Origin of the sequence: Marinomonas lutimaris, from assembly GCF_019426345.1 — a bacterium.
Classification (GTDB): domain Bacteria; phylum Pseudomonadota; class Gammaproteobacteria; order Pseudomonadales; family Marinomonadaceae; genus Marinomonas; species Marinomonas lutimaris.
In genome coordinates, this window is record NZ_JAHLLW010000005.1 from 18,924 (window position 1) to 45,188 (window position 26,265).

Here is a 26,265-nt window from a genome sequence, read left to right on the forward strand (position 1 = left end):
TTTGTATTGTTGTTTTATCAGAATTAGGCTGGTAAAACACCTAATTCTACCAAGCGCTCATGTAGATAGCTTTTTGCTGTATGACGTTCAGACAATACTACTTCAGGTTTTGGATGAAGGAACAATGGCAGAGAAATGCGTGACTTGGTTTTGTCAGCACCTTCAGGATTAATTACGCGATGGGAGGTCGATGGGAAATAGCCACCAGATGCTTCTTGTAACATGTCGCCGATATTAACGATCAAGGTACCAAAGTCACAAGGTACATCCATCCACGTGCCATCTTTCGCTTTCACCTGTAAACCAGGTTCATTCGCAGAAGGCAGTATTGTCAATAGGTTAATGTCTTCATGTGCGCCAGCGCGAATCGCTCCAAGCTCTTCGTCACCTTTTAGCGGTGGATAATGCAAGATACGCAGTAAAGTCTGCTGGCTGTTTTCTACCATGCTAGAAAGTGATTGCGAGTAATGTTTCGCCACGTCTGCTGGAGAGTGCGCTTCTACCCACGCTAATAATTCTTCAGCTAAGCTTGTCGCTTCGCCATAGTATTGTGCTAAAAGCGGCTTTTGCTTTTCAGGGCATTGTCCCCAAGGATAGTAATGGAAGTATTCTTTAATATCGCGTTTGGTAAGACCTTTGGCGGTTTCCGCGACTTTTGGTGAGAAGTAACCATCTTGAGGACCGACATTATAGCGATAGTCGTATTTGCTCTCGTCCGAAAAGAATTCCTGCCAATCTGTATAGATAGCGCTCACTAGCTCTTTTTTGATTGGATGATTTTTAAGTACGCCAAATCCTGTTTCACGCAGGGATTTTACAAAGTCTTCTGCGGCAGTTGGGCTTGTGTAGTCAACGGCTTGTAGTTGCATTTTTTCTTCCTATGCCAATAACTGGCGGTGTTGTCTTAACAGGTTAAATAAGCACCTTATATATGATGCTGTTGGTTTTTAATGACAATACTTGGAAGTCTAAGAAGACCAGCCACTATGGAAAAAGTAGCGCAGATCGACGGTTTCGGCTTGATAGTGTTGAATCCATTGCGCCAGACTCATCCCATGCAGGCGATCAAACATCTCAGCGTGAGCTGATTGTATTTGGGCATTCTGTGATGAAGTTAAGGGCACGTAGGTCTCCTAAGTGCGAAAATAGGAATTTTAACCCTGCTTTAAGGATTAAGAGTGATAGTTTACTGCTTGAAATGTGAGTTTTGAAGGGATTCGGTAATAATTTGTAGTTTTGGGGTAGGCAAACGCTCTGTTTGTCCTATACTGCATGAGTCGGTTGTTTTTATTTGCCGTCTTCTTTTGCTCTTCTCTATATCTATATCTATATCTCGTCTTAATTGGCGAGTTTTATCTTAAGTTCAGGTACTTCTTAGGTTTTAGTAACTAGCGCGATCCTTGCGCTGTCATCAATTAAAGAGGGCTCATGACTATGAATGCATTTTTCGATTCGTTTAAAAATCACTTTTTAATTTCTATGCCACACCTAGACGACCCACATTTTGAACATACTGTTATTTATCTTTGTGAACATACCAAAGCGGGTGCCATGGGGATTATTATCAATCGTCCCTCAAATGTTGATTTTACAGAATTGGCGGATCACCTTGGAATTCAAATTCACAGCCCACGTTTAACCTCTGAGCCAATATACACGGGTGGCCCAGTGGAAGCAGAGCGTGGCTTTATTTTGCACACAACGGATAAAGTTTGGAGTAATACTTTACGCGTGACTGATGAAGTGTCTCTGTCGGCTTCTTTGGAAGCGTTGGAAGATATTGCACAAGGCAATGGGCCCGAGGCCTTTCGTATTACCTTAGGTTGTGCAGGTTGGGATGCTGGACAGCTGGAAACCGAGATTGCGAATAATGATTGGCTGGTATGTGAGGCGGATTTAGACGTATTATTTCACACACCAAGTGATATGCAGTTTACCGCCGCGACGCGCGTGTTGGGAATTGATATGACAAGACTTTCACCGGATATAGGACATGGTTAATGACAGAGTCAATCTCTACAGGAACATCGTTAGACGATAACCAGAAGCCCAATACTGTTCGCTCAGTATTGGGCTTTGACTTTGGTACCACACGTATTGGCGTTGCTATTGGTCAGAGTATTACTGGCACTGCTCAGCCGCTTGACCCACTCAAAGCCAAAGAAGGCATTCCTAATTGGGATGAAATTACGCGTATTGTAGAAGAATGGAAGCCAGACGCCTTTGTCGTGGGCTTGCCACTTGATATGGACGGTTCAGAAAATGAGATGTGTCAACGTGCACGTAAATTTGCCAAACGATTGCATGGACGTTTTAACCTTCCTTACCATATGATGGACGAACGATTATCTTCTTATGAAGCCAAAGGAAAGGTGATTGCGCGTGGCGGCAATCGTAATTTTAAAGAGAATTCGGTAGATGGTTTGGCCGCTCAAATGATTTTAGAGACTTGGTTTGCAGAGTCTTATTAAGAATCACTTGCTGATCGGTGTTTATTTTGAATTTAAGAACAAGGTTTGAGAAATAATGAAGTTAGATTTAGAGCATTCTCTAGCGTCCATGAAAACGCAACTGGCGGAGTACTGTGAAAAGAATAATATCGAGGATGCCATTGTCGTGGGGATTCATACGGGTGGTGTTTGGGTTGCAGAACGCTTAATGGAAGCCGTGCCAACGACAGAGCCTTTGGCGACGTTAGATATCACTTTTTATCGTGATGATTTTACCAAAGCTGGCTTGAACCCCAAGGTAAATCAAACTTTGTTGCCTGCGATTGAAGATCGCCACGTGATCTTAGTGGACGATGTGTTGATGTCTGGCCGTACCATTCGCGCGGCAATGAATGAAATATTTGATTTCGGTCGACCTGCCAGTATCACCTTGGCAATCCTTTACGACCTTGGTCAGCATGAGTTACCTATTGCAGCAGATATCGTTGGTGAGTGCTTAACACTTAATACTGACCAAAGGGTTAAGCTAACAGGGCCGAAACCACTGAATGTTTCTGTGATTGATACCCATTAATATGCATAACAAAGCTTTATTTTTTGTCGAACACGTACGACAATTAACGTATGGATAAGATTGACGATACAGCGGTTAGAAGAATCAGATCTCACCAAAAAAATACGGTGAGACAACCGTTTAGTGTCATTAATGCCCGGTTGCAGTTTTTCTGTACCGGGCATTTTCCTATCTGAACTTCCTATTTTAAATAGAGAAAGACGATACCATCGTCTTTGCAGTTTGAGGAAAGCAAACCATGATGCGATCCGAGCCTCGGGCATTACAGTTAAATGAACACGGGCAGCTTAAGCACTTTTTAACGCTGGATGGGTTAAGTAAAACCATTTTGACGGAGATTCTCGATAGAGCAGACTCTTTTCTATCAATGGGAGAGCAGTCGGTTAAGAAAGTACCTCTATTACGTGGTAAAACCGTAGTTAACTTATTTTTTGAAAATTCCACTCGTACTCGTACCACCTTTGAATTAGCCGCAAAGCGTTTATCGGCTGATGTAATTAACCTCAATATTGAAACGTCAGCGACCTCGAAAGGTGAATCCTTATTGGATACCCTAAAAAACTTGGAAGCGATGCAAAGCGACATGTTTATTGTCCGCCATTCTGACAGTGGCGCTGCACACTTTATTGCTGAACACTGCACGCCCAACGTCGCCATTATTAATGCCGGTGATGGCCGTCACGCTCACCCAACTCAAGCCATGTTAGACATGCTGACGATTCGTCGTCACAAAGGCAGCTTTGATGGTCTAAAAGTCGCTATCGTTGGCGATATTCTTCACTCTCGTGTGGCACGTTCACAGCTTCAAGCGCTGACAACATTAGGTGTCAGTGATGTTCGTCTAATTGGCCCGAAAACCTTAGTGCCAAGTTTCTTTGCTGAAATGGGCGCCACCATTTGCCATGATTTAGAAGCTGGTTTAAAAGACGTTGATGTTATCGTGATGTTGCGTTTGCAAAAAGAGCGCATGAAAGGCGCTTTGTTACCAAGTGAAAGCGAATTCTACCGCTTGTATGGTTTGACGGAAGAGACACTTGCTTGGGCGAAGCCTGATGCAATTGTTATGCACCCAGGTCCAATTAACCGTGGTGTGGAAATATCTTCAGAAGTCGCAGACGGCGAGCATTCAGTCATCTTGAACCAAGTAACCAATGGCATCGCAGTGCGAATGGCGGTTATGTCGATGGCGATGAGCGGTCAGTTGCAACGTGATGAAACGCCAGCAGCGAAGGATGAAAAATAACATGAAATTACGTATTCAAAATGGTCGTCTAATCGACCCTAGTCAAGACATTGATGCAGTAACGGATCTGTTTGTTGATAATCAAAAAATCGTTGCGATTGGTGAAGCGCCAGAAGGCTTTGAAGAGGCTGAAATTATAGATGCATCTGGTCAGTGGGTATTGCCAGGCTTAGTAGATCTTGCTGTTTCTCTTCGCGAGCCTGGGCTGACGCAAAAAGGTAATATTGCTACCGAAGGTCGTGCCGCTGTGTCCGGTGGTGTAACGACCTTGGTTTGTCCACCAGATACACGCCCGATCGTTGATACAGCTGCCGTTGCTGCGCTTATTCAAGACAAAGCGGACGATGCAGGCATGGCTAATGTATTTCCTCTTGGCGCATTGACGCAGGGTTTAGAAGGCGCGCAGCTTAGTAACATGGTTGCTTTAACGGATGCTGGATGTATCGCCTTATCGAATCATCGTCATCCAATGGCGAGCACTAAAGTGCTGTCTCGCGCACTTGAATACGCAGCGACGCATGATTTACTGGTGGTCTTTCATCCAGATGAGTCTAGTCTTTCAGAAGGTGGTTGTGCCCATGAAGGTTTGATGTCGACCATGCATGGGTTGGCAGGCATTCCTGAGGAAGCAGAAACTATTGCGCTGATGCGAGACTTGTTGCTGGTTGAAAAAACCGGTGTTCGCGCGCACTTTGCCCGTTTGTCTTGCGCCAAGTCGGTCGAAATGATCGCTGACGCCAAAGCCTCTGGCTTAGATGTCACAGCCGATGTGGCGGTTCATAACTTATTGCTGAATGATCAGGTTCTGAGTCGTTTCGATGGCCATTTTCATGTTTTGCCACCGCTACGCAGTGATGAAGACCGTCTTACCTTGATCGAAGGCATCAAAGCCGGTGTTATTGCTGCTATTTGCTCAGATCATCAGCCTCACGAAAAAATGGCTAAAATTGCGCCATTTGCTGCAACCGAGCCGGGTATGGCGAACGTCGAGATATTATTACCTTTGGCCATGCAGCTGATGGATGAAGGTGATTTGGACTTTTCGACTGTGTTGACGTGTCTAACATCTGGTCCAGCTGCTTGCTTTGGTTTAGAGGCCGGCTCTTTGTCTGTGGGGAGTTTTGCAGACTTCATCTTGTTCGATAGTACCGCTCGTTGGACTTGGTCTTATGACTCTCGTAAGACAAAAGGGCATAACTCACCTTACTTTGGTGATGAGTTTGTCGGGCGTGTGATGTCGACTTATATTTCTGGTCAACGTGTATATCAGGCTATTTAAGTTAATTAGTAAGGCTGAGCGAGAGTTTTTCTTTCACTTAGCCTTACTATTTCTTTACTTTTAATATTAGGCCGTTAATCTAGTTTGAATTACGTATTATTATGGTTTTAGTATTTTATGCCAATCGACTCTTCAAATTCATTGCTTAAGGAGCAGCAGATCTTGCGGTCTCGTGTTGCATACCTTGAAAAAGAGCGAGATTTCATAAAAAGCTTGTATAGTGACATGCCTCAAATGCTGCAGGCTATCTCTAAAGGATCATTGCTAAGCTCCTCTCTCAGTCGCTTTAGAAATAAAATACAAAGCCAATTACCCAATGCATACTGCCTTTTTATTGTTTGTGATAAAGAGTGCTTACAGTGGCGTCTGCAATATACCGATTCCATAAATGAATATTTACTGAACTCAAATAGTCAACTGAGCATAGTTCCTCAAGCCTTGATTACATTTGCAGCGAGTCCGTCTTGTCCAAAACGTCATGATATTGATATTCAAAGTGCATCTAGTTGGAAGCATTGGTTGCCGTTTTTAAATGACCATGCATTTTCTGATGTCTCTATGGTAAGTGTATCGGATGGCAATGGTTCTATTTATTTGATGCTAGCATTTCAGCGCGAAGAAACCCGGCTTGAAGGTGAGTTAATGGCACTTGCACTAGACAGTTATGCTTCCTGGATGAGCGCCGTATTTGAACGAGAAAAAGCTGATCATTTGTTGCTAGAAGACAGTCATCGAGATCCTTCGACAGGTTTATTGCGACGTTATAGTTTTGAAAACAGTTTCGGTATTGTCTTAAAAGATTCTCGCCGTCACTTTCTGCGCGCGGCATTGTTCTCTCTTAGATTGCTTTCTTCTTCAAAGGTTAATGATGCTGATTTGAGGCTATTGGCTGAGGTCATGAGTGATACCGTGCGAGACAATGATCTCATTGCTCATTACGATGAACGTGAATTGGTCATGGGAATTCGGATTCAGCATTTAGAAGATGCTGAAGTTGTTGCTGCGAAGTTATTGAAGTCACTCAATTCACCAAAGTTTTCAGACAATCGTTTAATACGAGACGGCTTGTCTATTGGTATTGCTTTTTATCCCGAACACTCATCGCTGGAAGCGCTTTATCAAGCCGCCTCATTTGCCGCTGACTCTCTGAAAAATATATCCGGATACCGCCTTGAGTTTCATGGTGAGTGCTACGAGTCTAGTGCTGATTTTTATTCCCTATAGATATTCCTCGGAAGCTTTTTCTGCCTTTTAAAAAAGATGCTATGATGCGCCCTTCGGTGTTTTCCTTAAGTGCTACGTAGGTGCTGTTAATAGTGAAAATACGATGATTGGGTAGACTTGTTACCTATTTGATAACAATGGAGTGATGCGCGAAATGGCGATTGAAGTCGACAGTAACGAAGCACAAGACATTAAAGCAAATTTAACGCGAGTTTCTCAGCAGGTTGATGAACTTACGCAGCAGTATCGGCGAAAGGCTGGTAGTGTGCGTTTGTTGGCTGTCAGTAAAACAAAGCCGTTATCTGCACTTGAAGCAGCTTACAGTGCTGGTCAGCGAGCCTTTGGTGAGAACTATGTGCAAGAAGCCGTGGATAAGTTTCATGCGCTATCGCATTTGCCTGATATTGAGTGGCACTTTATTGGCCCCATTCAGTCTAATAAATCTCGTTTGATCGCAGAAACCATGCATTGGGTGCACTCTATTGATCGTGAAAAAATAGCGCGTCGTCTAAGTGAGCAGCGTCCCAATGATTTGCCACCGTTAAATGTCTGTGTCCAAGTAAATATTAGTGGTGAAGAAAGTAAGGCTGGAGTAGCTTTGTCGGAGTTAAACGACATGGTCGCTTTAATAACTGAACTGCCGAATTTGCGTCTTAGAGGCTTGATGGCGATTCCTGCCCCGCAAGATAATCATGACGCGCAATGTGCTGTTTATGAGCCATTGGCGCAGGCTTTTGTTGAATTATCCAAATCCGATAGCATGATAGATACCTTATCTATTGGTATGTCTGGAGATTTGCCTGCGGCGATTCAATCTGGCAGTACCATGGTGCGTGTTGGAACGGCGATTTTTGGCGAACGAGATTATTCAGCTAAAGCATGATTGCGTTAACGTGTAAGGTTTTGCGCTTTCGAACATATTTTGACTAAGTAGATGGCCTATAGTCTGCTTAAATAATGAAAGGATATAAAATGATACCAAGTATTGCCTTTATCGGCGTGGGAAACATGGCAAGATCGATTTTTAGTGGCATGTTGGCAAGTGGCTATCCTGCTGAGAAAATTATCGGTACGTCTAGAACACCAGAAAAACGTGAGTACTATCACGAACAATATGGTATCGCCATGTTAGCGGATAATGACTCGGCTGTAAGTCAGGCGGATGTCGTGGTGTTGTGTGTTAAACCCGCACAAATGCAAACCGTTGTGGAAGATTTTTCATCGCATGTGCGTGAAGATCAATTGTTTATCTCGGTAGCTGCTGGTATTGAATTAGATTCATTAGCTCATTGGATAGGCAAGCCGGTTGCTGTGGTTCGTAGTATGCCAAATACACCGTCACAAATTGGTGCTGGCATGACAGGTTTGATTGCCAATGATCATACGACTGCCGAGCAAAAAGACTGGGTCAGTGAACTATTCTCTAGTGTTGGTAATTCTGTTTGGATTGAAGATGAAGTTCACATGCACACGGTGACGGGGTTGTCTGGCAGTGCACCAGCGTATTTCTTTCGCTTCATCGAAGCTATGGTTAAAAACGCCAAGGAGCAAGGGCTTGATGAAAAAACGAGTCGTGAGCTAGCCAGCAATGCTATGTTTGGCGCAGCTCGAATGGTGATGGAGTTAGACGAGCCAATAGCTCAACTGCGTAAAAATATTACGTCTCCAAAGGGAACAACTGAACAGGCTTTGTTGTCTTTTGAAGCCGCCGATATTGATAAAATAGTCGCAGATGCAATGATGGCCTGCGTTAACCGATCTAAAGAAATGGCAGAAGACTTTTCTGTTAAGAAAGACTAATTAAGGACATATACATTATGTATTCAGATCCATTTGTGATGCTAGTAAAGGTTATTTGTAATCTTTATTTATTTATTGTTCTACTACGTTTAGTGCTTCAGCTGACACGTGCGGATTTTTACAATCCTATTAGCCAAGGTATTGTTAAGGCGACAAGCCCACTTGTTTTACCTTTACGAAAAGTGATTCCGGCGATTGGTCGTTTAGACACCGCTTCTCTTATATTGGCGTTTGCGGTTCAACTTTTGACTGTTTTCCTTGTTGTGATGATTAAAGGTGTAGCTATTTCACCGACCAGCTATGCTATCTATACAGTGGCTGGTACTTTATATCATTTGTTGGATCTGTATTTTTGGGCAATGCTTATTTCGGTTATCCTTAGCTGGGTAGCACCAGGTGCAAATCACCCTGGAGCCATGCTGGTAGGACAAATTACCGCGCCTTTATACCGTGCTTGCCAAAGGGTAATCCCGACCTTAGGTGGACTGGATTTATCGCCAATTTTTATCTTCCTTGCGATTTCTTTTTTGAAGCAAGTGCTGGCACCGTATAGTATTTAAGAAAATAACTAGAATGGATCTGCGTTGATAAAATTATCATCGCGTTCCATCGAATTGAGAACAGGGGCGTATTCCTATATGATGCGACCCCTAAACGGGAATTAGCACAGACAAAAGTCGTTAGCTACCTGACTCGTTCTCCCTATTAATTTTTTGGATGAAAGCTATGAGTACGATTGCGGTTTATCCGGGGACTTTTGACCCTATTACTAACGGCCATACGGATTTGGTTGAACGCGCATCAAAGCTATTTGAAAAGGTGATCGTAGCGGTTGCTGCGAGCCCTAAAAAACGCCCAGCACTGTCTCATGAATTGCGTATTTCATTGGCAAAAAAAGTATTAGGTCATTTACCTAATGTAGAAGTGGTTGGCTTCGATAATTTACTGACTGAGTTCACTCGTTCTGTAAGCGGTAAAGTGGTCATTCGTGGCTTGCGTGCTGTCTCTGACTTTGAGTATGAGTTCCAGTTAGCCAATATGAATCGTGCGATTGCGCCAGATGTAGAAAGCATCTTTTTGACGCCTTCTGAAAAGCACTCTTATATTTCATCAACATTGGTACGCGAAATCGCGTCTTTAAATGGTGATTTTGGTCAGTTTGTTAACCCAGAAGTAAAACGTGTTCTGCAAGAACATTATAAAACGATTTAGTTTCTGTTTTTTTTAAGTCCCGCTGCTTAGCACCTTGTCAGTAAGGTAGCGGTTTTAGGAGAGAAGAATGTCTCTTATTATTACCGATGAATGCATCAACTGTGATGTGTGTGAACCTGAATGCCCGAACGAAGCTATTTCTCAGGGTGATGAGATCTATGTGATTGATCCATCAAAATGTACTGAGTGTGTAGGGCATTTTGATGAACCTCAATGTCAGCAAGTGTGTCCTGTTGATTGCATCCCTTTGGACCCTAATCGCAAAGAAACAGAAGAGCAGTTAATGGAAAAATATTTAACGCTCACAGGTCAATTATAACGAATAGGTTGTTGCCGCTATCGACACAAATGGTTTTATATTTTTAGCTGGAATACTGTTATTAGTCAGTATTCTAGCGAGTTCTTTTACTGTTCGTGTTGGCTTGCCTTTATTGCTTGTTTTCCTTGGAATGGGGATGCTAGCAGGTGAAGAGGGATTGGGCCGACTGGATTTCGACAACCCAAATCTTGCCTTTTTTGTTGGTAATCTTGCTTTAGCTGTCATCCTTTTGGATGGTGGTATGCAGACCAAAATCAGCACTTTCCGAGTGGCTCTCTGGCCATCTTTATCGCTCGCTACTTTAGGTGTTGTGATCACTACAGCATCTGTTGGCGCGTTCGCAGCTTGGCTTTTAGACGTTCAACTTATTTACGGTTTACTACTCGGTGCTATCGTCGGTTCGACCGATGCCGCAGCGGTATTTAGCTTATTGCGCAATAGTGGTGTTAAGCTGAACGAGCGAGTTGGCGGCACATTAGAAATAGAATCTGGTGCCAACGATCCAATGGCCATTTTGTTAGTGGTCATGCTGACTGGGCTTTTGCAAAGTGCGGAGGCGTTGAGCATTTGGGCTTTCTTAGGGCAAATGATTCAACAGTTTGCCATAGGTGGCGTGCTAGGTTTGCTTGGTGGTAAGTTATTGTTAATGGTTCTGCGCCGTGTTCCTTTGATCGAAGGACTGTACGCTCTTCTTATTATTTCATTTGGTTTGGCTATATTTTCTGGTGTCAATATGATTGGCGGCAGTGGTTTTCTTGCTGTGTATTTAGTTGGCCTGAGCGTAGGTAATGGCCGAATTAAACAACAAGAGGCTATCTCACAAGTGATGGATGGCTTGGCTTGGCTGGCACAAGCAGGCATGTTCTTGTTATTGGGATTGCTGGTTACACCATCGAGTCTTTTGACACATGGTTGGCAAGCTGTGGCGATTGCTGCGTTTCTGATTTTTGTCGCTCGCCCTGTGGCCGTGATGATCTGTTTATTGCCATTTGATTTTCGTTGGCCCGAGCGGCTCTATATTAGCTGGGTTGGTTTACGTGGTGCCGTGCCGATTGTCTTGGCGCTGTATCCTGTTATTGCTGGGCTTTCTAATTCTGAACTGCTGTTCGAAATTACTTTTACTGTGGTGCTTATCTCCTTGCTACTGCAGGGATCAACGGTTCCACAAGTAGCGCGATGGTTAAAGATCGTCGTTCCTCCTGCACCAGCCCCAACGACACGTTTCTCATTGATAAATGATAGCGATTCGGATCATTCTCTAGAGTTGTACGAGTTTTTGGTGCAAGCGGAAGGCGTTCGTATACCGCCTTCTATTGTGCAAAATGTGCCAAGTGCGACGGTTTCCACACCTCAGCTTGTTTCGCTTGTTCGTGACCAACAACCGATTGTTGTGAATGCCGACACGGAACTGAAATCTGGTGATAGAATTTGGATGTTGTTACATCCTGGTGATGTAAATGATGTTGCGCAGATTTTCTCTCATAAAGCGTCTTCGTCTTTCTTGTTGCAGAACTTCTTTGGTGAATTTGCCATTCGTGGTGATGCGTCTTTGATTGATCTTGCGAAAGTGTACGGTGTGCCGCTTGATGGTATCGATGAAGCTGATACAGCCGCCGCACTATTGCAGCGTCAGCTTGGTAAACATCTCGTTGTGGGTGACCGAGTGCGCTTTGGTAATATTCGTCTAACAATCAGGCAGATGAATGGTAATGAGGTAGAAGTGATTGGGCTTAAACTGCAAGATAAACAAGCCTGAGATCTTTGCACAAACGACTGCGTTCGTTACTGCGTGCAAAGGTCTCAGTTAAGATCTGTTTCTACTCGTTAAAGAGCTGGCTAATTTCTGCTAACGACGGGATGATTTGATCGTCGTTGATAAGCACAATCAGTCCTTGTGCATCAATGACCGAATGAGTTTGTGGATGGGTGATAATATCTCCATTCGTTTGTACATAGCCAAGTGCAGTACCAATGTCCTTTTGAATTAAGGTTGTGACAATCTTTGCCCAGGTCACACCGGTTATTTCCACATCAAGTCGAATCGTATGATCTCCTTGGTGACGAAATAAATCTTCCAGTACTTGCTCTGTCCCTGGAGCAATCAATGACCGCACTAGCATCTCAGGATAGGCTCTCACAGGTCGTATAACCGCGTTTGCGCCAGCAGCCTTGAATCGTGGTCTATTGGAGTCATTAATCGCCTCAGCCATCACGAACGCCGATGTATTCAGTGCTTGAACGCGATGTAAGGTGTCGAAGGTTAAGCTGTCTGAGTGGCTGTCCTGAGCATCTTGGCAAAGTACAACAATATATTTTGCCTTGTGCGTTCCTGCCGACTCCAACATACCGTCTTCCAGCGCATCGCCAGTGTGATGAACCACGCCTTGTGATCTTAGATCAAGGGGCAAACCTTCAGGAAACGCGTGCGTTAATATTTGGATCGGAATGTCGACTAGCTCTGGTGTTTGGCTAATCTGGTTAATCAGCAAGCCTAAATAGCGTTCGGCATCGTACTTTGGTGTATTAATGATCAGTATATGGTTTTGCATGTCGTCCCATCTCATACGGCCTTTGATACGCATTTCTTTGCGCGTTAGCCTGATTTCAACATAGTCACTGGCGATTTGTGCGAGTAGAGTAATACCCATGCCATAAATTAAGACAATGGTAGAAAACTGCCCCCAAAAAGTCGCGGCTGAAATATCACCGTAACCTGTGGTGCTGGCTGATGTCATAGTCAGCCAGAAGGCTTGCCACCAATTTAAGTCTTCAAAAAACACCATCGCCAAACTGTGGAGACCAATAACACCGGCTAAAAATATAAGACGCTTTTTTAAATCGCCCGATTCATGCAGATGTACTTTTTTCCTAAATTGACGACGGCTATTTTTTTTCTTCAAGAGCAGTGAAAGAGAATTCATCGTACCTCGGTTGGTTATTCGCTATCGGCTGGCATGGCATAACCCAGCTGACGCCAAGATTCGTAAACCATCACAGCCACTGTATTGGATAGGTTCAAGCTACGAGAGTTAGCTTGCATTGGCAAACGTAAACGCTGAGCAGGTGGCAAGGCTTCGATAAACTCCGCAGGCAATCCGCGAGTCTCAGGGCCAAAAACCAACACATCATTTTCAGCAAAGCGTGCTTCACTGTGTGTATGGCTGCCTTTTGTCGTCAACGCGTAAATAGTTCCTATCTCGTTTTGATCAACAAATGCCTGAAAGTCAGGGTAGCGTTTTAGGCGCGTGAACTCATGATAATCTAACCCGGCTCGACGCAATTTCTTATCTTCAAGCTCAAAGCCAAGCGGCTCGATAAGATGAAGATGGTAGCCAGTATTAGCACATAATCGAATAACATTGCCTGTGTTAGGCGGAATCTCTGGTTGGTAAAGTACAATATGAAGCATTGGTTTATCTCCTTGATATAGGAAGATAATACCAGACGAGCAGAAGAAACTAAGTTTTTAATTTTTTTTCAAAAAAACTATTGACCCAAATAAAGGTTTCTCTATAATACGCCCCACTTGCCCAGATAGCTCAGTCGGTAGAGCAGAGGATTGAAAATCCTCGTGTCGGCGGTTCGATTCCGTCTCTGGGCACCATGATTAAGAAGAAAGCCTGCTATTTATAGCAGGCTTTTTTTTGGTCGAAATGGCTCGCACATCTCCACAGTCATTTTTCTATTTGCCCAGATAGCTCAGTCGGTAGAGCAGAGGATTGAAAATCCTCGTGTCGGCGGTTCGATTCCGTCTCTGGGCACCATGATTAAGAAGAAAGCCTGCTATTTATAGCAGGCTTTTTTTTGGTCGAAATGGCTCGCACATCTCCACAGTCATTTTTCTATTTGCCCAGATAGCTCAGTCGGTAGAGCAGAGGATTGAAAATCCTCGTGTCGGCGGTTCGATTCCGTCTCTGGGCACCATGATTAAGAAGAAAGCCTGCTATTTATAGCAGGCTTTTTTTTGGTCGAAATGGCTCGCACATCTCCACAGTCATTTTTCTATTTGCCCAGATAGCTCAGTCGGTAGAGCAGAGGATTGAAAATCCTCGTGTCGGCGGTTCGATTCCGTCTCTGGGCACCATGATTAAGAAGAAAGCCTGCTATTTATAGCAGGCTTTTTTTTGGTCGAAATGGCTCGCACATCTCCACAGTCATTTTTCTATTTGCCCAGATAGCTCAGTCGGTAGAGCAGAGGATTGAAAATCCTCGTGTCGGCGGTTCGATTCCGTCTCTGGGCACCATTTCTAGTGTTCTCCAAACTTTCTTTCAAGCGCTTCACAAACTCGTTTTATCTGAAAGCTATTTCTTACTTCCATTTTTAAAATTTGCCCAATCGACAAATTAGCAGGATAAGGAATATTAAAAAAAGACAAAGAGCAAAAAATCTAACATAATCAAGGGCACGCTTACTGATATGGAACAGATAACGACATGGAAGAGAAGAATGTTTTAGATAAACCTGTATTCACTTGGTTCATCTCGTTACTTATTTTTTATTCTTTATTTTGCTTCTCCTTTGGCACACTCCCTAACCTAAGCCTTAATGAAAAGAAATTTCTTCGGTACTCTGAAGTAATTGTCACTATCATTTTTACGCTTGAGTATATTGCTCGAATAGTTTCTACAAAGAAGCGTCTCAAATTCATTTTCAGTTTCTATGGCTTGGTTGATTTGATTGCGATACTTCCTTTCTATCTTGCATTTGCTGTAGATCTAAGAACTCTTCGAATAATTAGGCTTCTTCGCTTAGCTCGTATACTTAAACTAGTTCGATACAATGAAGCTTCTTTTAGGTTTGCTAAAGCTTTGTATTCAGTAAAAGAGGAGCTCGTAATATTTTTATTAACAAGCATGATGCTTATCTATATTGCAGGGCTGGGTATTTATTACTTTGAGCATGAAGCTCAGCCTGATGCGTTCCGATCGATTTTTGATTGTCTGTGGTGGGCAGTAATTACACTGACAACAGTCGGATACGGAGATATTTACCCAATAACTGTTGGAGGGCGTATCTTTACTTTTGTTCTGCTTATAATCGGGCTGGGCTTGATCGCTATTCCCACCGGAATAATTTCATCAGCCTTGACTTCAATTAGAGGGCAAGACAATAAGTAGAGAGAATATTTATTAGTACACATTCCCCTGATTTAAACCCACCTCGTCACACCACGCTACAAATTGCCAGCCCTAATAAAAAGCCTGCCGATCGAAGAAAGGCAGGCTCTGCAGCGGGATATGTTCGCTAGTTAACACTTATCTGCAATGTATGGCAGAACTGTGTAAAAGTAGCCAAAAGGTAGTCAGCTGTGTATGTTTTCATCTAATAACAATTGTAATTTTATTTTTCATACACTAATATTTGGGTTCGAGATTCACGAATCTCGAACGGTTGATCAAGAATCGCCTCGCTGTTAACAGCAAAAGCCTAAACACCGACGCGAACAACGTGAACCAAGAAAGGGGATTACTATGTCTATCAGAGATGAATGGGAAGACCGATAACGCTTTCCTTTACGGGACGTTAAATGGAACCTACGTTACTACAAACCTACCTAAGCCAATTCGATATTGATACCTTCATATTGGCAGCCACAGCCATTGCGGCATTATATTCAATTCGAAGAAATACAATAATCAACCGTAGACGTGCTACGGTTGATCTAGTGTTACATCAGAAAAATGATTCAGATCTAAAAAATGCTAACTTGATTGTGAATCCGCTACTGCGTGATGAAAGTATTAGTATTACCAAGTATTCAGATAAATCCCATATAGGTTCAGAAGAACGGACAGCTATTCTTTTTGTCCTTAATAACTATGAATTCGTTGCGACTGGCATACGAGAAGAAGCGTTTGATTTTAACCTCTTTAAAAGAATGCGGTGTGGTACAGTCTTACGTGACTGGGAAGAGTTTCAGCCTTTCATCTATGAGTTGCGTAAAATTAATAAACACCCCACCATGTATCAAGAGTTTGAGTGGCTAGCTAAAAAACTTGAAAAGAACCCACTTAAAAAAGAAAAAATCAAATAAAGCCTGCCAATCGAAGAAAGGCTTGCTTTGCGGCTTGATATGTTCGCTAGTTAGAGGGTGCTACCATCGTTTTCGTCTATGGCCGCAATGATCTTCCTTTGCGTCGTCAATAAACTGTATTCTGAAATCTCTCAAACAACACCTCGTACTTTTTCTATTTCGTTATCCCTTAAGTCTTGGAGCCAGGTCAAGAAACTAAGTTTAAACATCTACTTGATTGTACGAGGGCTTGAAGGGTATGTATAACGTGTTTCCCTGAATAGCTTAGTTTTTGATCTGATTCTAAACTTGAAAAGGACCAGGTAACTTCCGATCGCTGTTTTTAAACATCGGGAAGTCCCAAGGCAAAGAGCCTGTGCAAATTATCCCTGTAGGCGACATAGGTACCAAAGATGAATTCGAGCGGGTAAAGAACATCACAATGGGAGAGATCCTATCCATGCACCGTATGTAGTCTGGCCTATCTGGCATCATGCGGCTTTGGGGACATAGAAAAGATAATGCGCGTGTACCACGAACTGGAAATAGGTGCCCTGCAGCAACCGTTTTTAGAGATCAACCAGCATCTAGGGGCTACCGCTGTGAGTTTTAAGGAGCCAATGTGGCGTGATGGGCAGTAAAGATAGTTGTTTAAAGTTTGTTTTTTGAGGTATCTAGAATTGGCTGTGTATTCTTATATAAATCCTGATATTCAACTATGAGTTTTAAGTGGTTGAGTCCTAGATAAGCATTTGCTTTGTTTGTTTGTGATGATGCAAAAGATAGAACGAATATAGGCTCTTTAGAGCCTGACTTAAGTGCAAAGCCCTCTTTTTTGTCTGTACTACGTACAACGCTAATATCGGGAATATCTAATTTTTTGAAAGCATAAGCTAAATGGCTAGGTTCAGGCATGTCTTTAAAATGGGTTCTTTGCACAGTATCTTCTTGTACAAGAATGCCCGCTGAATAAACATCCCACGACTTTATAATAGCTGGTCCAAGACCTACATTTTCTAGGTATATTGTTATACAACTGTTATGTGCATAGGGTTCAGTTTCATCTACAGATACAATAAGTAAAGGTCTTAAACTGGTTATAGCGTGTTGTCGACTGGACCAAGCTTGCCACAGAGTAATAAATAATGCACAAACCGCCACAACGACACTCGCAATGGCGGTAATATCAGAAGCCTGAAGGCCACTCGCTACAGTGGCCGCATAAGTAGGAGAGGGTAAATCCATTTAAACTATCCTTATCAAAGAGACCTAAACCGCTTCTCGTTCTAATGGATAATCCTTCACAAGTGCATCAAGAGGAATATTCAATTCCCTGTGGAGGTTTCGAATCATTCTTAAATTAAGTGCTCGTTGTTTTTTCAGAACTTCTGTAACGCGGCTACGTTGACCAACAAGAGGGGTCAAATCGGCATCTTTAAGACCCATTTGATCCATTCTGAATTTAATCGCTTCAATAGGGTCAGGAGCCTCAATAGTGTGATGTTTCTCTTCATAGGCTTGAGCAAGAGCAGCTAAAATCTCCATCTCATCACCTTCAGGTGAACCAGGCTCTGCGCCTCGAAGGCTACGCATACGAAGCACGGCAGAAGCTAAATCATCGTCGTTTTTAATGGGCTTAATGTTCATAGTATTTCTCCTTAAAGTGAATCAATATCCACTTTGTCATATTGCGCATGAGTACCAACAAAAAGTACATAACAGTGCGAATACGTATAATCAATCTCAACCGCTAAACGGTATTTGTTCCCATGGATGTTAAAAACAACCTTGTTGTTTTTAAGAATGCTGGCATTTGCATACTGTGCTTTAATGTCATGTGGCGTTTTCCAATCTGCATGATCTGCTTCGTCATGCCACGCCTTCAAAGGCTGCTCAGCGTCCTGATAATCCGTTTGCTTCCAAAACTCTCGCAGAGTCTTTTTGGTAAATACCCTCATGCAGGCTCTTCTTTCTTTCCTTGATTTTCCCATTATGGGAAATATATTAACATTAATACAATCATTTCCCTTTATGGGAAAAGCGCTTTTAAGTGAAAGTTACTATAACTACATACTTTTGCTAAAATATCGAAAACTTAGGGGCGTTAGCCATGCGAGTCGTTTGTTCACATTGCCACAGCAAGGCCTTGATCACGTCGTGTGCGAGACAGTAAAAGACCTGTATTGCCAATCTATCAACACCAAAGCCCGTGGTGCTAGCTTTGTTTATAAGCTAAGCCATTCCCATGATCTAAATCTATCTCGTCACACCACACTTCAAATCGCCAGTGCCGCTATTATTCTTAATACATTGATCCCAAACGACATATAGTGAATTTGTCGTTTTATTTCGTCAGAAGTGGTCATGTCCAAATTAACGCGGTCAAATCCAGGTTACCAACTTCAATTGTCTACAGAAATAAAGCCAAAATTGACAAAACTACTAAATATTAGTGGTTTTAAGCTTTAAGAGAGGGTCTTATTATGGCTACAGCCAGTATTGATTTGGGTGAGCATTTCACTATTTTCCTATCGGATTTAAAAGAAACAGGACGTTGTCGTAACGCAAGTGAAGCGGTGCGTGCAGGTCTTCGTCTTTGGAGAGGATAGCGTCGAGAGTACGCTTACGCACGCATAAATTATTGCAAAAGCGAAAGCTGAGCTAAATGGCTAATAAATACAGATATTCAAAACTTGCTGAACAATATTGATGTTTACCTCTGTACCGCCCAAAAAGGGCATCAGTCCGTAGGCCACTCATTCCCCTTATCCAGTTGCTTTTTATTACATAACGTAACCAATATTAAATCTTAAAAACTCGTTGTTTTAGCTATGATTAAACCATCTTTGATGGAGCAAATGGATATGATGAGAGGACAAAGACAATCCAGAATGGACATCCAATACGTTCAAACGCGCTAAGCCTACAAGTGAACTCTTGTCCGATATTGTAGCGACTCACAGCTGAGGTTGGCCGAAAGCCGATAACCCAAAAGTGTCTACTCTGATTCGTTTAAGCCCAGATGCTATCGAATATTTCAGGCATGGTGGTAAAGGTTGGCAGTCGCGGATTGATGAAGTCTTAAAATAGTATGTTGATTCTCGCCAATAATGAAAAAATACCTTAAAGCCCTCATGAGGGCTTTTTATTTTGAGAAAGGTTATTTATCAATAGCTTCTTTGACCAGTATTTTGCCTTGTCCGTTTTGGAATTCGATAAAAGCATGAATGAGTTTTTTTGTGTTGGGTTCTTGGATGATCGGTGTTAGTTGGATAAGGGCGTTGGCTATTTTGCCAAACGTGTCTAGATCGACACCAAAACGTTCTTTAAGTGGGGTGTCGTAATCTTCGCCGCCATCGACCAATGCGTCTGCTTGTTCTGGAGTGAGTCCGAGAATTTTTTCTGCGAGTAGTTGTATTTGAATACGTTCCATATAGATTTCCTTTTCTTAGTTGCAGGTTAGGGCAAATAAAAAGACCCCTCATGAAAGAGGAGCCTTTTAGGTAGATTCTTGCAATGCGACAACTAGGCTTTCTTGAGATTCTTCCATACTTTCAACAACACATGCTAACAACGAGCTAATTTGTTCGCTCATGACAGTTGTTTTTTGATTTATGATGTCGGATATTATTGACAGCGTTTTTAACGCTTTAATATCCGAAAACATTCTAATCAAATTACGCACCTTGTTGTTTAGCATCAGGCTCCATCCTCGTTTAGCCTTTTATCTGATCCCCTATATTGAACGGTTTTTGTTTTTTGTCAAATTTTGTATACTTTAATATACAAAAATATCATTAGAAGTTGCTAACAACGTACTTTACGCCAAAGTAGTTTGCGAGCTTGTTCATATTAGTGATGCAGATGGCTCGCTTTTCACTGTGAAATTGGTGAATGTACGCTTGGCTTATATCCGTATATTCCGCTAATAGGCGATAGCTTCCTTTGCGTTTTCTGCCGTTAATGATGCTGCTGCTCGAGGTGAACTCGGTGATTTTCTCTCTGAGTTGTTCTTCAAGCTCATCAACACCGACAGCGTGGTACTCTGTGGTAATGTTTAAATCAAATGAAACGCCTGTTTTTTCCTTCTCTTGGGTTCCCATGATGCTCTCCTATTTGTCGAATCGTAAATATGGCCATGCTTTGTTTGAGTCTTTAAATCCTAGTCCATTAAAGCCACTGTGGTGGAATCGTAATGTGCCAAATATTAAATCCCAAAGGGCTAACGGGCTGTAGTTGTATTTATGCAGTCCTTTTTGGTGATGGATAATATGCTGTTCTGGAATTTGAATAATATAGCCAAGTGGGCGTATCCAACGGGGCAGTTTAATATTGGCATGATGGAAGGTTTCTAATATTCCTTCTATCACTAGAGCCATTGCGACTGCATTGGCACTGACATCCAAAACAATTTTACCCAATGCAAATAATATGACGGTGTTTACCACCATTTCTAATGGGTGCCTATAAAATGCCACGCGACTGTCCATGTGAGAAGTGCTGTGGTGCATTTTATGTAGATATTTCCATGCTGTTGGTATCGCGTGCTTTGCTCTGTGAGCCCAGTAGTTAACAAGCGAATAGACAAGGTAGAAGATTATACCTTCTATAAGAGGATCTTCATTTATTTCTATGCCTATTCCGGCAATATTTATCCACCCAAAAAACATTACTTGGGCGAATATTGCGCCAATACTCATTAAGAAACACAGCATGGAGCCAAACCCCTTTTGTGTTTGCCACTGTTTGTTGGGAAAGATCCTTTCTAGTAGAAAGCTAATCAAGAAAAAAATTGCTTGTATTGTAATCAGGTTGGTAATGAACATTTCAAATCTCCTTTTATAATGGAGACTTGAGGCTACTACTACCGACCTTTTTTCATCATGCCTTTTGCAACATACAATGTACATTTTATGTACTTCTTTTTAGTTTATGTTTTCTCTGTAGACGGTTTTCTTGTGCTGTATTCACTTTCTTTTTATTACATAACGTAACCAATATTAAATCTTAAAAACTCGTTGTTTTAGCTATGCTTAAACCATCTTTGATGGAGCAAGTGATTATGATGAGAGTGATGACGATAGTCGCCTTAACTGCGATGGGGTATTTTATCCTTGGCGTTGTAGGGTTGGCTGTTGCTATTTCACCGGGGTACTCAACGATTATCTGGCCAGCTTCTGGTTTTGCGGTTGTGGCTTCTATCTTTTTTCCTAAGCAAGCGCCGTTCGGTATTTTTCTAGGTTCTTTGTTACTAAACATTGGTGCGACTTGGGTTAATCATCATGTTGTTGCTTGGTCTCTTCCTACTCTTATTGCTTTTGGCTCGACGTTGCAGTCTTTTGTTGGCGGCTATTTGGTTCGCCGCTTTGTAGGTATACCTTTTCAATTTCATCGTACTAGTTTAGTGGTTAGGTTTATCTTTTTAGCCGGTGTCTTATCCACCTTGATTAGTGCTAGTGTTGGTTCAACGTCGCTGCTTTCTTTTGGCATCATTGGTAAAGAGGAGTTTCTAACCAATTGGCTGGTTTGGTGGGGCGGTGACATGATCGGGGTACTGGTTATGGTGCCTTGGTTAGCCGTGTGTTTCCCCAAATATTTTGGTAATAAATTTGATCATCCGCTGCGATTAATCGGCGGTTTTTTAACTGTGTTGGTTATTACGATTGTTCTGTCTTGGGGAAGCAGTTACTCGGAATGGAACAAGCAATCGAGAGAGTTTCGTTCTAATGCTGAATTGTTAGAAGTGCTGCTTAATAATCGAATTAAAAACAGTGTGGATATGCTGCATAGCTTTGTTGGTTTGATAAACGGTAGTGAGCAGATTGAGGCGAATGAGTTTGAGCTTTTTGCGGATAGTGTGATGCGTCGAGACGATTCTATTTTGGGGGTGTCATTAAACTTTGCCGTGGCTGGAAAAGATATTGCTAGTTTTGAACAGTCGATTCAAAAAAGTTATCCAGACGATATTTTTCGTGTGAAGGAAAGGGACAGCGAAGGTAAGCTTAAACCTGCGACGCCAAGAGATAGGCACATTGTGGTGACCTTTATTAGCCCCTTACAGAGCAATAAAGCGGCATTAGGTTACGACGTTTATTCGCAAGCCGATCGACGTTTTGCCTTAGATCAGGCTATTTCGTCACGTCAAGTTTACCCCACGGCTCCACTCAAGCTAGTTCAAAATTCGAATGCTGTATTATTGTTTTTGCCATTTTTTGATCGAGAAACCGATGCTTTTTTAGGTGTTGCGACAGCGGTCATCGAGATTGATACGTTAACCGATACCATTGTTAAGCAAGGGCTTCTCCCCAATACTGAGCTCTACTTGGTCGATACTGATAACGCGACATCCAAGCCGATTATCGTGACAAAAAATACAGCAGCTCATTTGTCCGCAGAAGACTTGGTTGCTCGTTACCTGGCTGGTGAATTTCATCATGCGGTTAATTTCGTGATTAATGTGGGTGGCAAAAACTGGCAGTTGTATCAAGTTAGTGATAACTACTTTTTTAAACAGCCTTGGATCGTGAAGTTTGTTCTAGCTTGCGGCTTTTTATTCACGGGTTTGTTTGGGTGGTTTTTATTGATTGTGAGTAGCCATACGGCGGAAGTTGAAAATCGAGTGAGATTAAGGACGCGAGATTTGCAGTTGGCAAACGAGCATTTAAAAGCGTCTGAACTAGAGCAGAGTAAGGCCAAAGAAGAAGCACAAGAAGCCAACCGTGCTAAGAGTGAATTTTTGGCAAACATGAGCCACGAAATTCGTACGCCATTAAATGGCGTTATTGGTTGTTTGTCTTTGTTGATGAATACGAAATTGCAGCCTGAACAGTCGAATTTAGCAAAAATGTCTCAGCAGAGTGCGGAATCCTTGTTGGATATTATTAATGATATTTTAGATTTGTCTAAGATTGAGATGGGAACCTTAGCGTTAGACAAACAAGAGTTTGAGTTACGGGCGTTAATTGAAGAAGTGACCAATATCTTTGTTTTAAAAGCCGAAGAAAAGGGCATTGTATTAAATTCGCCAACCACACCTATTCCGAATGTTACGTTGTTTGGAGATAGATTACGCATCAAGCAAGTATTGGTTAATTTGATGGGTAATGCGGTTAAATTTACTCAAGAAGGTGAAGTGGCGTTGCGATTTGCGATTGAGCCGCTAGTAGATGATAGTGTTATTCTGCGTATTGTTATTGAAGACTCTGGGATTGGCATTTCTAAAGAGAATCAAAGTCATTTATTCCAGCGTTTTAAGCAGGCCGATGGTTCTACTACTCGCAAGTTTGGTGGCTCTGGATTAGGTTTAGCGATCAGTAAAGAGATTATCCAAGCCATGGATGGTGAAATAGGTTTAAACTCAGTAGAAGGTAAGGGTTCTGACTTTTGGTTTCGTATACCCCTCACTGTGGTTTCAACTGCAGAGCAGATCCCCTTGATGACCGATGTCGCAGAGCAGGTCGTTAGAGTGACGCTAGTTTATGCGAATAAAACTGGTCGTGAGTATGTTGGCGCATTGCTGGATTCGTTAGGTGTCATTTACAATGCTTACGACAGTATTTCCGGTGCGCTTGCTGATAGTGAATGGATTGGAAATTGTATACTACTGGACTCAGATGTCGTTTCGGTTACTTCTGATATTTCTGAGTTGGATGCATTTTGCCGGAAGAATGGCGTTAAGCGAGTATTAATACAAGGGCGTTCAAGTATGGATTTTGATAAAGAAGTGTATGTTGCTTCCTTAACAAAACCTGTGTTTCATCAGCCATTGTTGGACGTGCTTGAAAATCTAAAACCGCTAGTGGAAGGAGCGTCTGTGATGGCGGCAAACGAAGTAGAGAAAGCGCCAGAAGGTCGGCCAGTATTTAAAGCCAAAGTACTGTTAGCAGAAGACAATTTGACCAATCAGATTGTTGCCCGTGGTTTGTTGAACTTGTATGGCGTAGAAGTTGTGGTGGCAGAAAACGGTCAGAAAGCCGTTGAGCATGCACAAGCAACCAAGTTTGATATGATTTTCATGGATTGTCAGATGCCAGTAATGGATGGTTACGAAGCGACTCGAACCATTCGCCAGTTTACTGATGGGCAAACACCTTCTGATGTGGCGATTGTTGCACTTAGCGCTAATGCAATGAAAGGTGATGAAGATGAGTGTTTTGCTGCTGGTATGAATGACCATATCGCTAAACCAATTTCACAAGATAAGTTGGTAGCGATACTCACAAAATGGCTTCCTTAGAGGGTAATATTGAAATGGAGATTCTTTGTCATGTTTGAGCCTAAGGTATTTGATAATACAGACTACGAGAGTCGTCTGGCCTATAACCATGAATTAATGACATTGGTTGCCAGTGAGTTTATTAAAGAAGCAACTGTCTTGCTAGAAATGCTACAGGCTTACATGATGGATGAAGACTGGGACGATTTTGCTTTGGTCGCACACCGTTTAAAAGGCGCAGCCTTGGAAGTGTCCGGTTATCGTTTTTGTCAGCTAATCACTGAAATGGAAGGTTTAGCGATACAAGGTAAAGGTGATCAATTACCTATTCGTTATACTGCTTTGAGGGAGGCGTTTGAGGCTTTGGCGCTTGCTCTCAAGCAAGAAATTTTGCGTTAAATTTTATCTAATAGACTTTTGTAAACTTTTTATAGCTCTTTCGTTTTTGTTTATCTCGCTTTCATTTCCTGTTTTTTATCTCTTTATTTCTGTCCTTTCGTTTAAAATGGTTTCATTTGAATTGTAATTGTATTTCAAATGAAACCTAACTATCATCAAAGTGAAACATTTTCTTTCTATAGTCGTTCTTTCTTTTCTAATAAAAACTCATTGTGAGGAACACGGAAATGCATAATTTGAAGTTGGCGTCAGTTGTTGTTGGTTTATCCATTGCGAGTTCAGGCTTTGCAGCTACACAAATAGAGTGGTGGCACGCAATGGGTGGTGCAAATGGCGAAAAAGTGAATGAAATTGCTAAGGCGTTTAATGATTCACAAGATACTTATGAAGTTAAGCCAATTTATAAAGGTAATTATACCGAGACAATGACGTCGGCGATTGCCGCGTTTCGAGCGAAACAACAGCCAGCTATCGTTCAAGTATTTGAAGTTGGTACTGCCAGTATGATGGCGGCAAAAGGTGCCATTTATCCAGTATATAAACTGATGAAAGATTCAGGTCAGGCGTTTGATGAAAGTGCCTATTTGAGCGCGGTGACGGGGTATTACTCTAACAGCGATGGCCAAATGCTTTCTATGCCTTTCAACAGTTCAACTCCTGTACTGTATTACAACAAAGATTTGTTCAAAAAAGCGGGCATCAGCCAAGCTCCAAAAACATGGCAAGATGTTGAAAGCGTTTCTAAAAAATTACTTTCTTCTGGTGTGAGCTGTGGCTTTACCACAGCTTGGCAATCTTGGGTGCAATTAGAAAACCTAAGTGCTCGTCACAATGTGCCATTTGCCACGCTAGAAAATGGTTTTGGCGGTTTGAAAACTGAGCTGAAATTTAATGGTCCGCTGCAAGTTGCTCACATCGAAAAGATGGGCGAATGGCAAAAAAATGGTATTTTTAGCTACTCTGGTCGTACCAATGATGGCGCGGCGAAGTTCTACAGCCAAGAATGTGCGATGTTTACTGAGTCTTCCGCAGGTTACGCAGGTATCAAGCGTAATGCGAAATTTGACTTCGGTGTTGCCGAGCTTCCTTATTGGGAAGGCAAAGCAAAACAGCCTTCCAATACTATCATCGGCGGCGCGTCTTTATGGGTGTTGCAAGGACATTCTAAAGAAGAATATAAAGGTGTCGCTTCTTTTCTAAGTTATTTATCTAAAGCATCTGTACAGGCGGATTGGCACCAATTTTCTGGTTACTTACCAATCACCAAAGCGGCTTACGACTTGACCAAAGAACAAGGCTTCTACAAGGCGAACCCTGGTACAGAAACTGGTGTTATTCAAATGACGACAGGTACTCCAACAGCGAACACTAAAGGTTTGCGTTTGGGGAATTTTGTGCAAATTCGTGGCGTGATCGACGAAGCACTAGAGTCCGTATGGAGCGGCGATGTTGATGCTCAAACTGCACTGAATACAGCGGTTGAGCGTGGTAACACATTGCTTCGTAAGTTTGAAAAAGCGAACGACTAAATGAAAT

Annotated in this window: 30 protein-coding genes, 5 tRNA genes and 1 pseudogene; 25 read left to right on the forward strand and 11 right to left on the reverse strand. The window is 42.3% G+C overall.

All coding sequences use genetic code 11. The annotated features are described in order from the left end of the window. Positions 1-23: 23 nt before the first annotated feature. Together KPL72_RS07530 and KPL72_RS07535 are read right to left on the reverse strand one after the other, a co-directional pair. The gene (locus KPL72_RS07530) at positions 24-869 is read right to left on the reverse strand and encodes a 2OG-Fe(II) oxygenase family protein (RefSeq protein WP_212917489.1); all 846 of its coding nucleotides are present in this window, start codon (positions 867-869) and stop codon (positions 24-26) included. 99 nt (positions 870-968) lie between these two features. Then, positions 969-1,124, reverse strand: coding sequence for a hypothetical protein (locus KPL72_RS07535; protein WP_212917490.1), 156 nt, complete (start codon positions 1,122-1,124; stop codon positions 969-971). A gap of 304 nt (positions 1,125-1,428) precedes the next feature. On the opposite strand from KPL72_RS07535, the gene KPL72_RS07540 reads away from it, so the two are divergent. The 12 genes from KPL72_RS07540 to KPL72_RS07595 all read left to right on the forward strand — a co-directional run bounded on the left by KPL72_RS07540 (position 1,429) and on the right by KPL72_RS07595 (position 11,857). Next, positions 1,429-2,001, forward strand: a complete 573-nt coding sequence (locus KPL72_RS07540) for a YqgE/AlgH family protein (protein WP_249411678.1) — start codon at positions 1,429-1,431, stop codon at positions 1,999-2,001. Continuing rightward, positions 2,001-2,471, forward strand: coding sequence for a Holliday junction resolvase RuvX (gene ruvX / locus KPL72_RS07545; RefSeq protein ID WP_219702355.1), 471 nt, complete (start codon positions 2,001-2,003; stop codon positions 2,469-2,471). Before KPL72_RS07540 ends, ruvX begins: the two co-directional genes overlap by 1 nt. A 55-nt stretch (positions 2,472-2,526) precedes the next feature. Then, a complete protein-coding gene (gene pyrR / locus KPL72_RS07550) occupies positions 2,527-3,024 on the forward strand; it encodes a bifunctional pyr operon transcriptional regulator/uracil phosphoribosyltransferase PyrR (RefSeq protein WP_212917492.1) in 498 nt (165 codons plus the stop codon). Between the two features lie 238 nt (positions 3,025-3,262). After that, the gene (locus KPL72_RS07555; protein ID WP_212917493.1) at positions 3,263-4,267 is read left to right on the forward strand and encodes an aspartate carbamoyltransferase catalytic subunit; all 1,005 of its coding nucleotides are present in this window, start codon (positions 3,263-3,265) and stop codon (positions 4,265-4,267) included. Between the two features lies 1 nt (position 4,268). Then, positions 4,269-5,546, forward strand: coding sequence for a dihydroorotase (locus tag KPL72_RS07560; RefSeq protein WP_212917494.1), 1,278 nt, complete (start codon positions 4,269-4,271; stop codon positions 5,544-5,546). 162 nt (positions 5,547-5,708) lie between these two features. After that, positions 5,709-6,770 carry a diguanylate cyclase domain-containing protein gene (locus KPL72_RS07565; RefSeq protein ID WP_249422147.1) on the forward strand — a complete coding sequence of 354 codons (1,062 nt, stop codon included), beginning with the start codon at positions 5,709-5,711 and terminating at the stop codon, positions 6,768-6,770. A gap of 154 nt (positions 6,771-6,924) precedes the next feature. Continuing rightward, positions 6,925-7,653, forward strand: coding sequence for a YggS family pyridoxal phosphate-dependent enzyme (locus tag KPL72_RS07570; RefSeq protein WP_212917495.1), 729 nt, complete (start codon positions 6,925-6,927; stop codon positions 7,651-7,653). A gap of 89 nt (positions 7,654-7,742) precedes the next feature. After that, positions 7,743-8,570: a pyrroline-5-carboxylate reductase gene (gene proC, locus KPL72_RS07575; RefSeq protein WP_212917496.1), complete on the forward strand. Its 828-nt coding sequence runs from the start codon at positions 7,743-7,745 to the stop codon at positions 8,568-8,570. Between the two features lie 17 nt (positions 8,571-8,587). Further along, positions 8,588-9,130, forward strand: a complete 543-nt coding sequence (locus tag KPL72_RS07580; RefSeq protein ID WP_212917497.1) for a YggT family protein — start codon at positions 8,588-8,590, stop codon at positions 9,128-9,130. Between the two features lie 166 nt (positions 9,131-9,296). Then, positions 9,297-9,782, forward strand: coding sequence for a pantetheine-phosphate adenylyltransferase (gene coaD / locus KPL72_RS07585; RefSeq protein WP_212917498.1), 486 nt, complete (start codon positions 9,297-9,299; stop codon positions 9,780-9,782). Positions 9,783-9,849: 67 nt separating this feature from the next. Further along, positions 9,850-10,101, forward strand: coding sequence for a YfhL family 4Fe-4S dicluster ferredoxin (locus KPL72_RS07590; protein ID WP_212917499.1), 252 nt, complete (start codon positions 9,850-9,852; stop codon positions 10,099-10,101). A 37-nt stretch (positions 10,102-10,138) separates the two neighbouring features. Then, a complete protein-coding gene (locus KPL72_RS07595) occupies positions 10,139-11,857 on the forward strand; it encodes a potassium/proton antiporter (protein WP_346729505.1) in 1,719 nt (572 codons plus the stop codon). Positions 11,858-11,918: 61 nt separating this feature from the next. On the opposite strand, the gene KPL72_RS07600 is transcribed toward KPL72_RS07595, so the two are convergent. Then, positions 11,919-13,022 carry an ion channel gene (locus KPL72_RS07600; RefSeq protein WP_219702356.1) on the reverse strand — a complete coding sequence of 368 codons (1,104 nt, stop codon included), beginning with the start codon at positions 13,020-13,022 and terminating at the stop codon, positions 11,919-11,921. Positions 13,023-13,036: 14 nt separating this feature from the next. Continuing rightward, positions 13,037-13,510 carry a tRNA (uridine(34)/cytosine(34)/5-carboxymethylaminomethyluridine(34)-2'-O)-methyltransferase TrmL gene (gene trmL, locus KPL72_RS07605; protein ID WP_212917501.1) on the reverse strand — a complete coding sequence of 158 codons (474 nt, stop codon included), beginning with the start codon at positions 13,508-13,510 and terminating at the stop codon, positions 13,037-13,039. 119 nt (positions 13,511-13,629) lie between these two features. On the opposite strand from trmL, the gene KPL72_RS07610 reads away from it, so the two are divergent. The 7 genes from KPL72_RS07610 to KPL72_RS07640 all read left to right on the forward strand — a co-directional run bounded on the left by KPL72_RS07610 (position 13,630) and on the right by KPL72_RS07640 (position 16,136). After that, positions 13,630-13,705, forward strand: a tRNA-Phe gene (locus KPL72_RS07610). Between the two features lie 84 nt (positions 13,706-13,789). Beyond that, positions 13,790-13,865, forward strand: a tRNA-Phe gene (locus KPL72_RS07615). 84 nt (positions 13,866-13,949) lie between these two features. Then, a tRNA-Phe gene (locus KPL72_RS07620) sits at positions 13,950-14,025 on the forward strand. Between the two features lie 84 nt (positions 14,026-14,109). Further along, positions 14,110-14,185 (forward strand) — tRNA-Phe (locus tag KPL72_RS07625). Between the two features lie 84 nt (positions 14,186-14,269). Next, positions 14,270-14,345 (forward strand) — tRNA-Phe (locus KPL72_RS07630). Between the two features lie 190 nt (positions 14,346-14,535). Further along, positions 14,536-15,219 carry an ion transporter gene (locus KPL72_RS07635; protein ID WP_219702357.1) on the forward strand — a complete coding sequence of 228 codons (684 nt, stop codon included), beginning with the start codon at positions 14,536-14,538 and terminating at the stop codon, positions 15,217-15,219. Positions 15,220-15,629: 410 nt separating this feature from the next. Continuing rightward, the gene (locus KPL72_RS07640) at positions 15,630-16,136 is read left to right on the forward strand and encodes a DUF4760 domain-containing protein (protein WP_219702358.1); all 507 of its coding nucleotides are present in this window, start codon (positions 15,630-15,632) and stop codon (positions 16,134-16,136) included. Between the two features lie 630 nt (positions 16,137-16,766). Here the strand turns inward: KPL72_RS07640 and KPL72_RS07645 are convergent. Genes KPL72_RS07645 through KPL72_RS07655 form a run of 3 tightly spaced genes read right to left on the reverse strand, consistent with a single transcriptional unit; the run spans position 16,767 to position 18,073 of the window. Next, on the reverse strand, positions 16,767-17,360 hold the full coding sequence (locus tag KPL72_RS07645) for a hypothetical protein (RefSeq protein WP_219702359.1): 594 nt from the start codon (positions 17,358-17,360) through the stop codon (positions 16,767-16,769). 24 nt (positions 17,361-17,384) lie between these two features. Continuing rightward, a complete protein-coding gene (locus tag KPL72_RS07650; RefSeq protein WP_219702360.1) occupies positions 17,385-17,762 on the reverse strand; it encodes a helix-turn-helix domain-containing protein in 378 nt (125 codons plus the stop codon). A gap of 11 nt (positions 17,763-17,773) precedes the next feature. Continuing rightward, positions 17,774-18,073 (reverse strand): type II toxin-antitoxin system HigB family toxin, encoded by a 300-nt coding sequence (locus KPL72_RS07655; protein WP_219702361.1) that lies wholly within the window; start codon positions 18,071-18,073, stop codon positions 17,774-17,776. On the opposite strand from KPL72_RS07655, the gene KPL72_RS07660 reads away from it, so the two are divergent. The 3 genes and pseudogenes from KPL72_RS07660 to KPL72_RS07670 all read left to right on the forward strand — a co-directional run. Beyond that, positions 18,072-18,446, forward strand: coding sequence for a hypothetical protein (locus KPL72_RS07660; protein ID WP_219702362.1), 375 nt, complete (start codon positions 18,072-18,074; stop codon positions 18,444-18,446). The genes KPL72_RS07655 and KPL72_RS07660 overlap by 2 nt on opposite strands. Before the next feature lie 152 nt (positions 18,447-18,598). Further along, on the forward strand, positions 18,599-18,724 hold the full coding sequence (locus KPL72_RS07665) for a ribbon-helix-helix domain-containing protein (RefSeq protein WP_212917504.1): 126 nt from the start codon (positions 18,599-18,601) through the stop codon (positions 18,722-18,724). A gap of 376 nt (positions 18,725-19,100) precedes the next feature. After that, positions 19,101-19,205, forward strand: a pseudogene (locus tag KPL72_RS07670) (BrnA antitoxin family protein); the annotation flags it as partial. 70 nt (positions 19,206-19,275) lie between these two features. On the opposite strand, the gene KPL72_RS07675 reads toward KPL72_RS07670, so the two are convergent. The 4 genes from KPL72_RS07675 to KPL72_RS07690 form a co-directional block, all read right to left on the reverse strand. Further along, positions 19,276-19,548, reverse strand: coding sequence for a hypothetical protein (locus KPL72_RS07675; protein ID WP_212917506.1), 273 nt, complete (start codon positions 19,546-19,548; stop codon positions 19,276-19,278). Between the two features lie 66 nt (positions 19,549-19,614). Beyond that, complete coding sequence (locus tag KPL72_RS07680; RefSeq protein WP_219702364.1) at positions 19,615-19,815, reverse strand: hypothetical protein; 201 nt, start codon at positions 19,813-19,815, stop codon at positions 19,615-19,617. Positions 19,816-19,912: 97 nt separating this feature from the next. Beyond that, positions 19,913-20,218, reverse strand: coding sequence for a helix-turn-helix domain-containing protein (locus KPL72_RS07685; RefSeq protein ID WP_219702365.1), 306 nt, complete (start codon positions 20,216-20,218; stop codon positions 19,913-19,915). Between the two features lie 9 nt (positions 20,219-20,227). Further along, on the reverse strand, positions 20,228-20,941 hold the full coding sequence (locus KPL72_RS07690) for a sterol desaturase family protein (protein WP_219702366.1): 714 nt from the start codon (positions 20,939-20,941) through the stop codon (positions 20,228-20,230). Between the two features lie 203 nt (positions 20,942-21,144). On the opposite strand from KPL72_RS07690, the gene KPL72_RS07695 reads away from it, so the two are divergent. The 3 genes from KPL72_RS07695 to ugpB all read left to right on the forward strand — a co-directional run bounded on the left by KPL72_RS07695 (position 21,145) and on the right by ugpB (position 26,258). Further along, positions 21,145-24,351 carry a CHASE domain-containing protein gene (locus tag KPL72_RS07695; RefSeq protein ID WP_249422148.1) on the forward strand — a complete coding sequence of 1,069 codons (3,207 nt, stop codon included), beginning with the start codon at positions 21,145-21,147 and terminating at the stop codon, positions 24,349-24,351. A 30-nt stretch (positions 24,352-24,381) separates the two neighbouring features. Further along, on the forward strand, positions 24,382-24,729 hold the full coding sequence (locus KPL72_RS07700; protein WP_219702367.1) for an Hpt domain-containing protein: 348 nt from the start codon (positions 24,382-24,384) through the stop codon (positions 24,727-24,729). A 227-nt stretch (positions 24,730-24,956) separates the two neighbouring features. After that, positions 24,957-26,258: a sn-glycerol-3-phosphate ABC transporter substrate-binding protein UgpB gene (gene ugpB, locus KPL72_RS07705; RefSeq protein ID WP_219702368.1), complete on the forward strand. Its 1,302-nt coding sequence runs from the start codon at positions 24,957-24,959 to the stop codon at positions 26,256-26,258. Positions 26,259-26,265 lie beyond the last annotated feature (7 nt).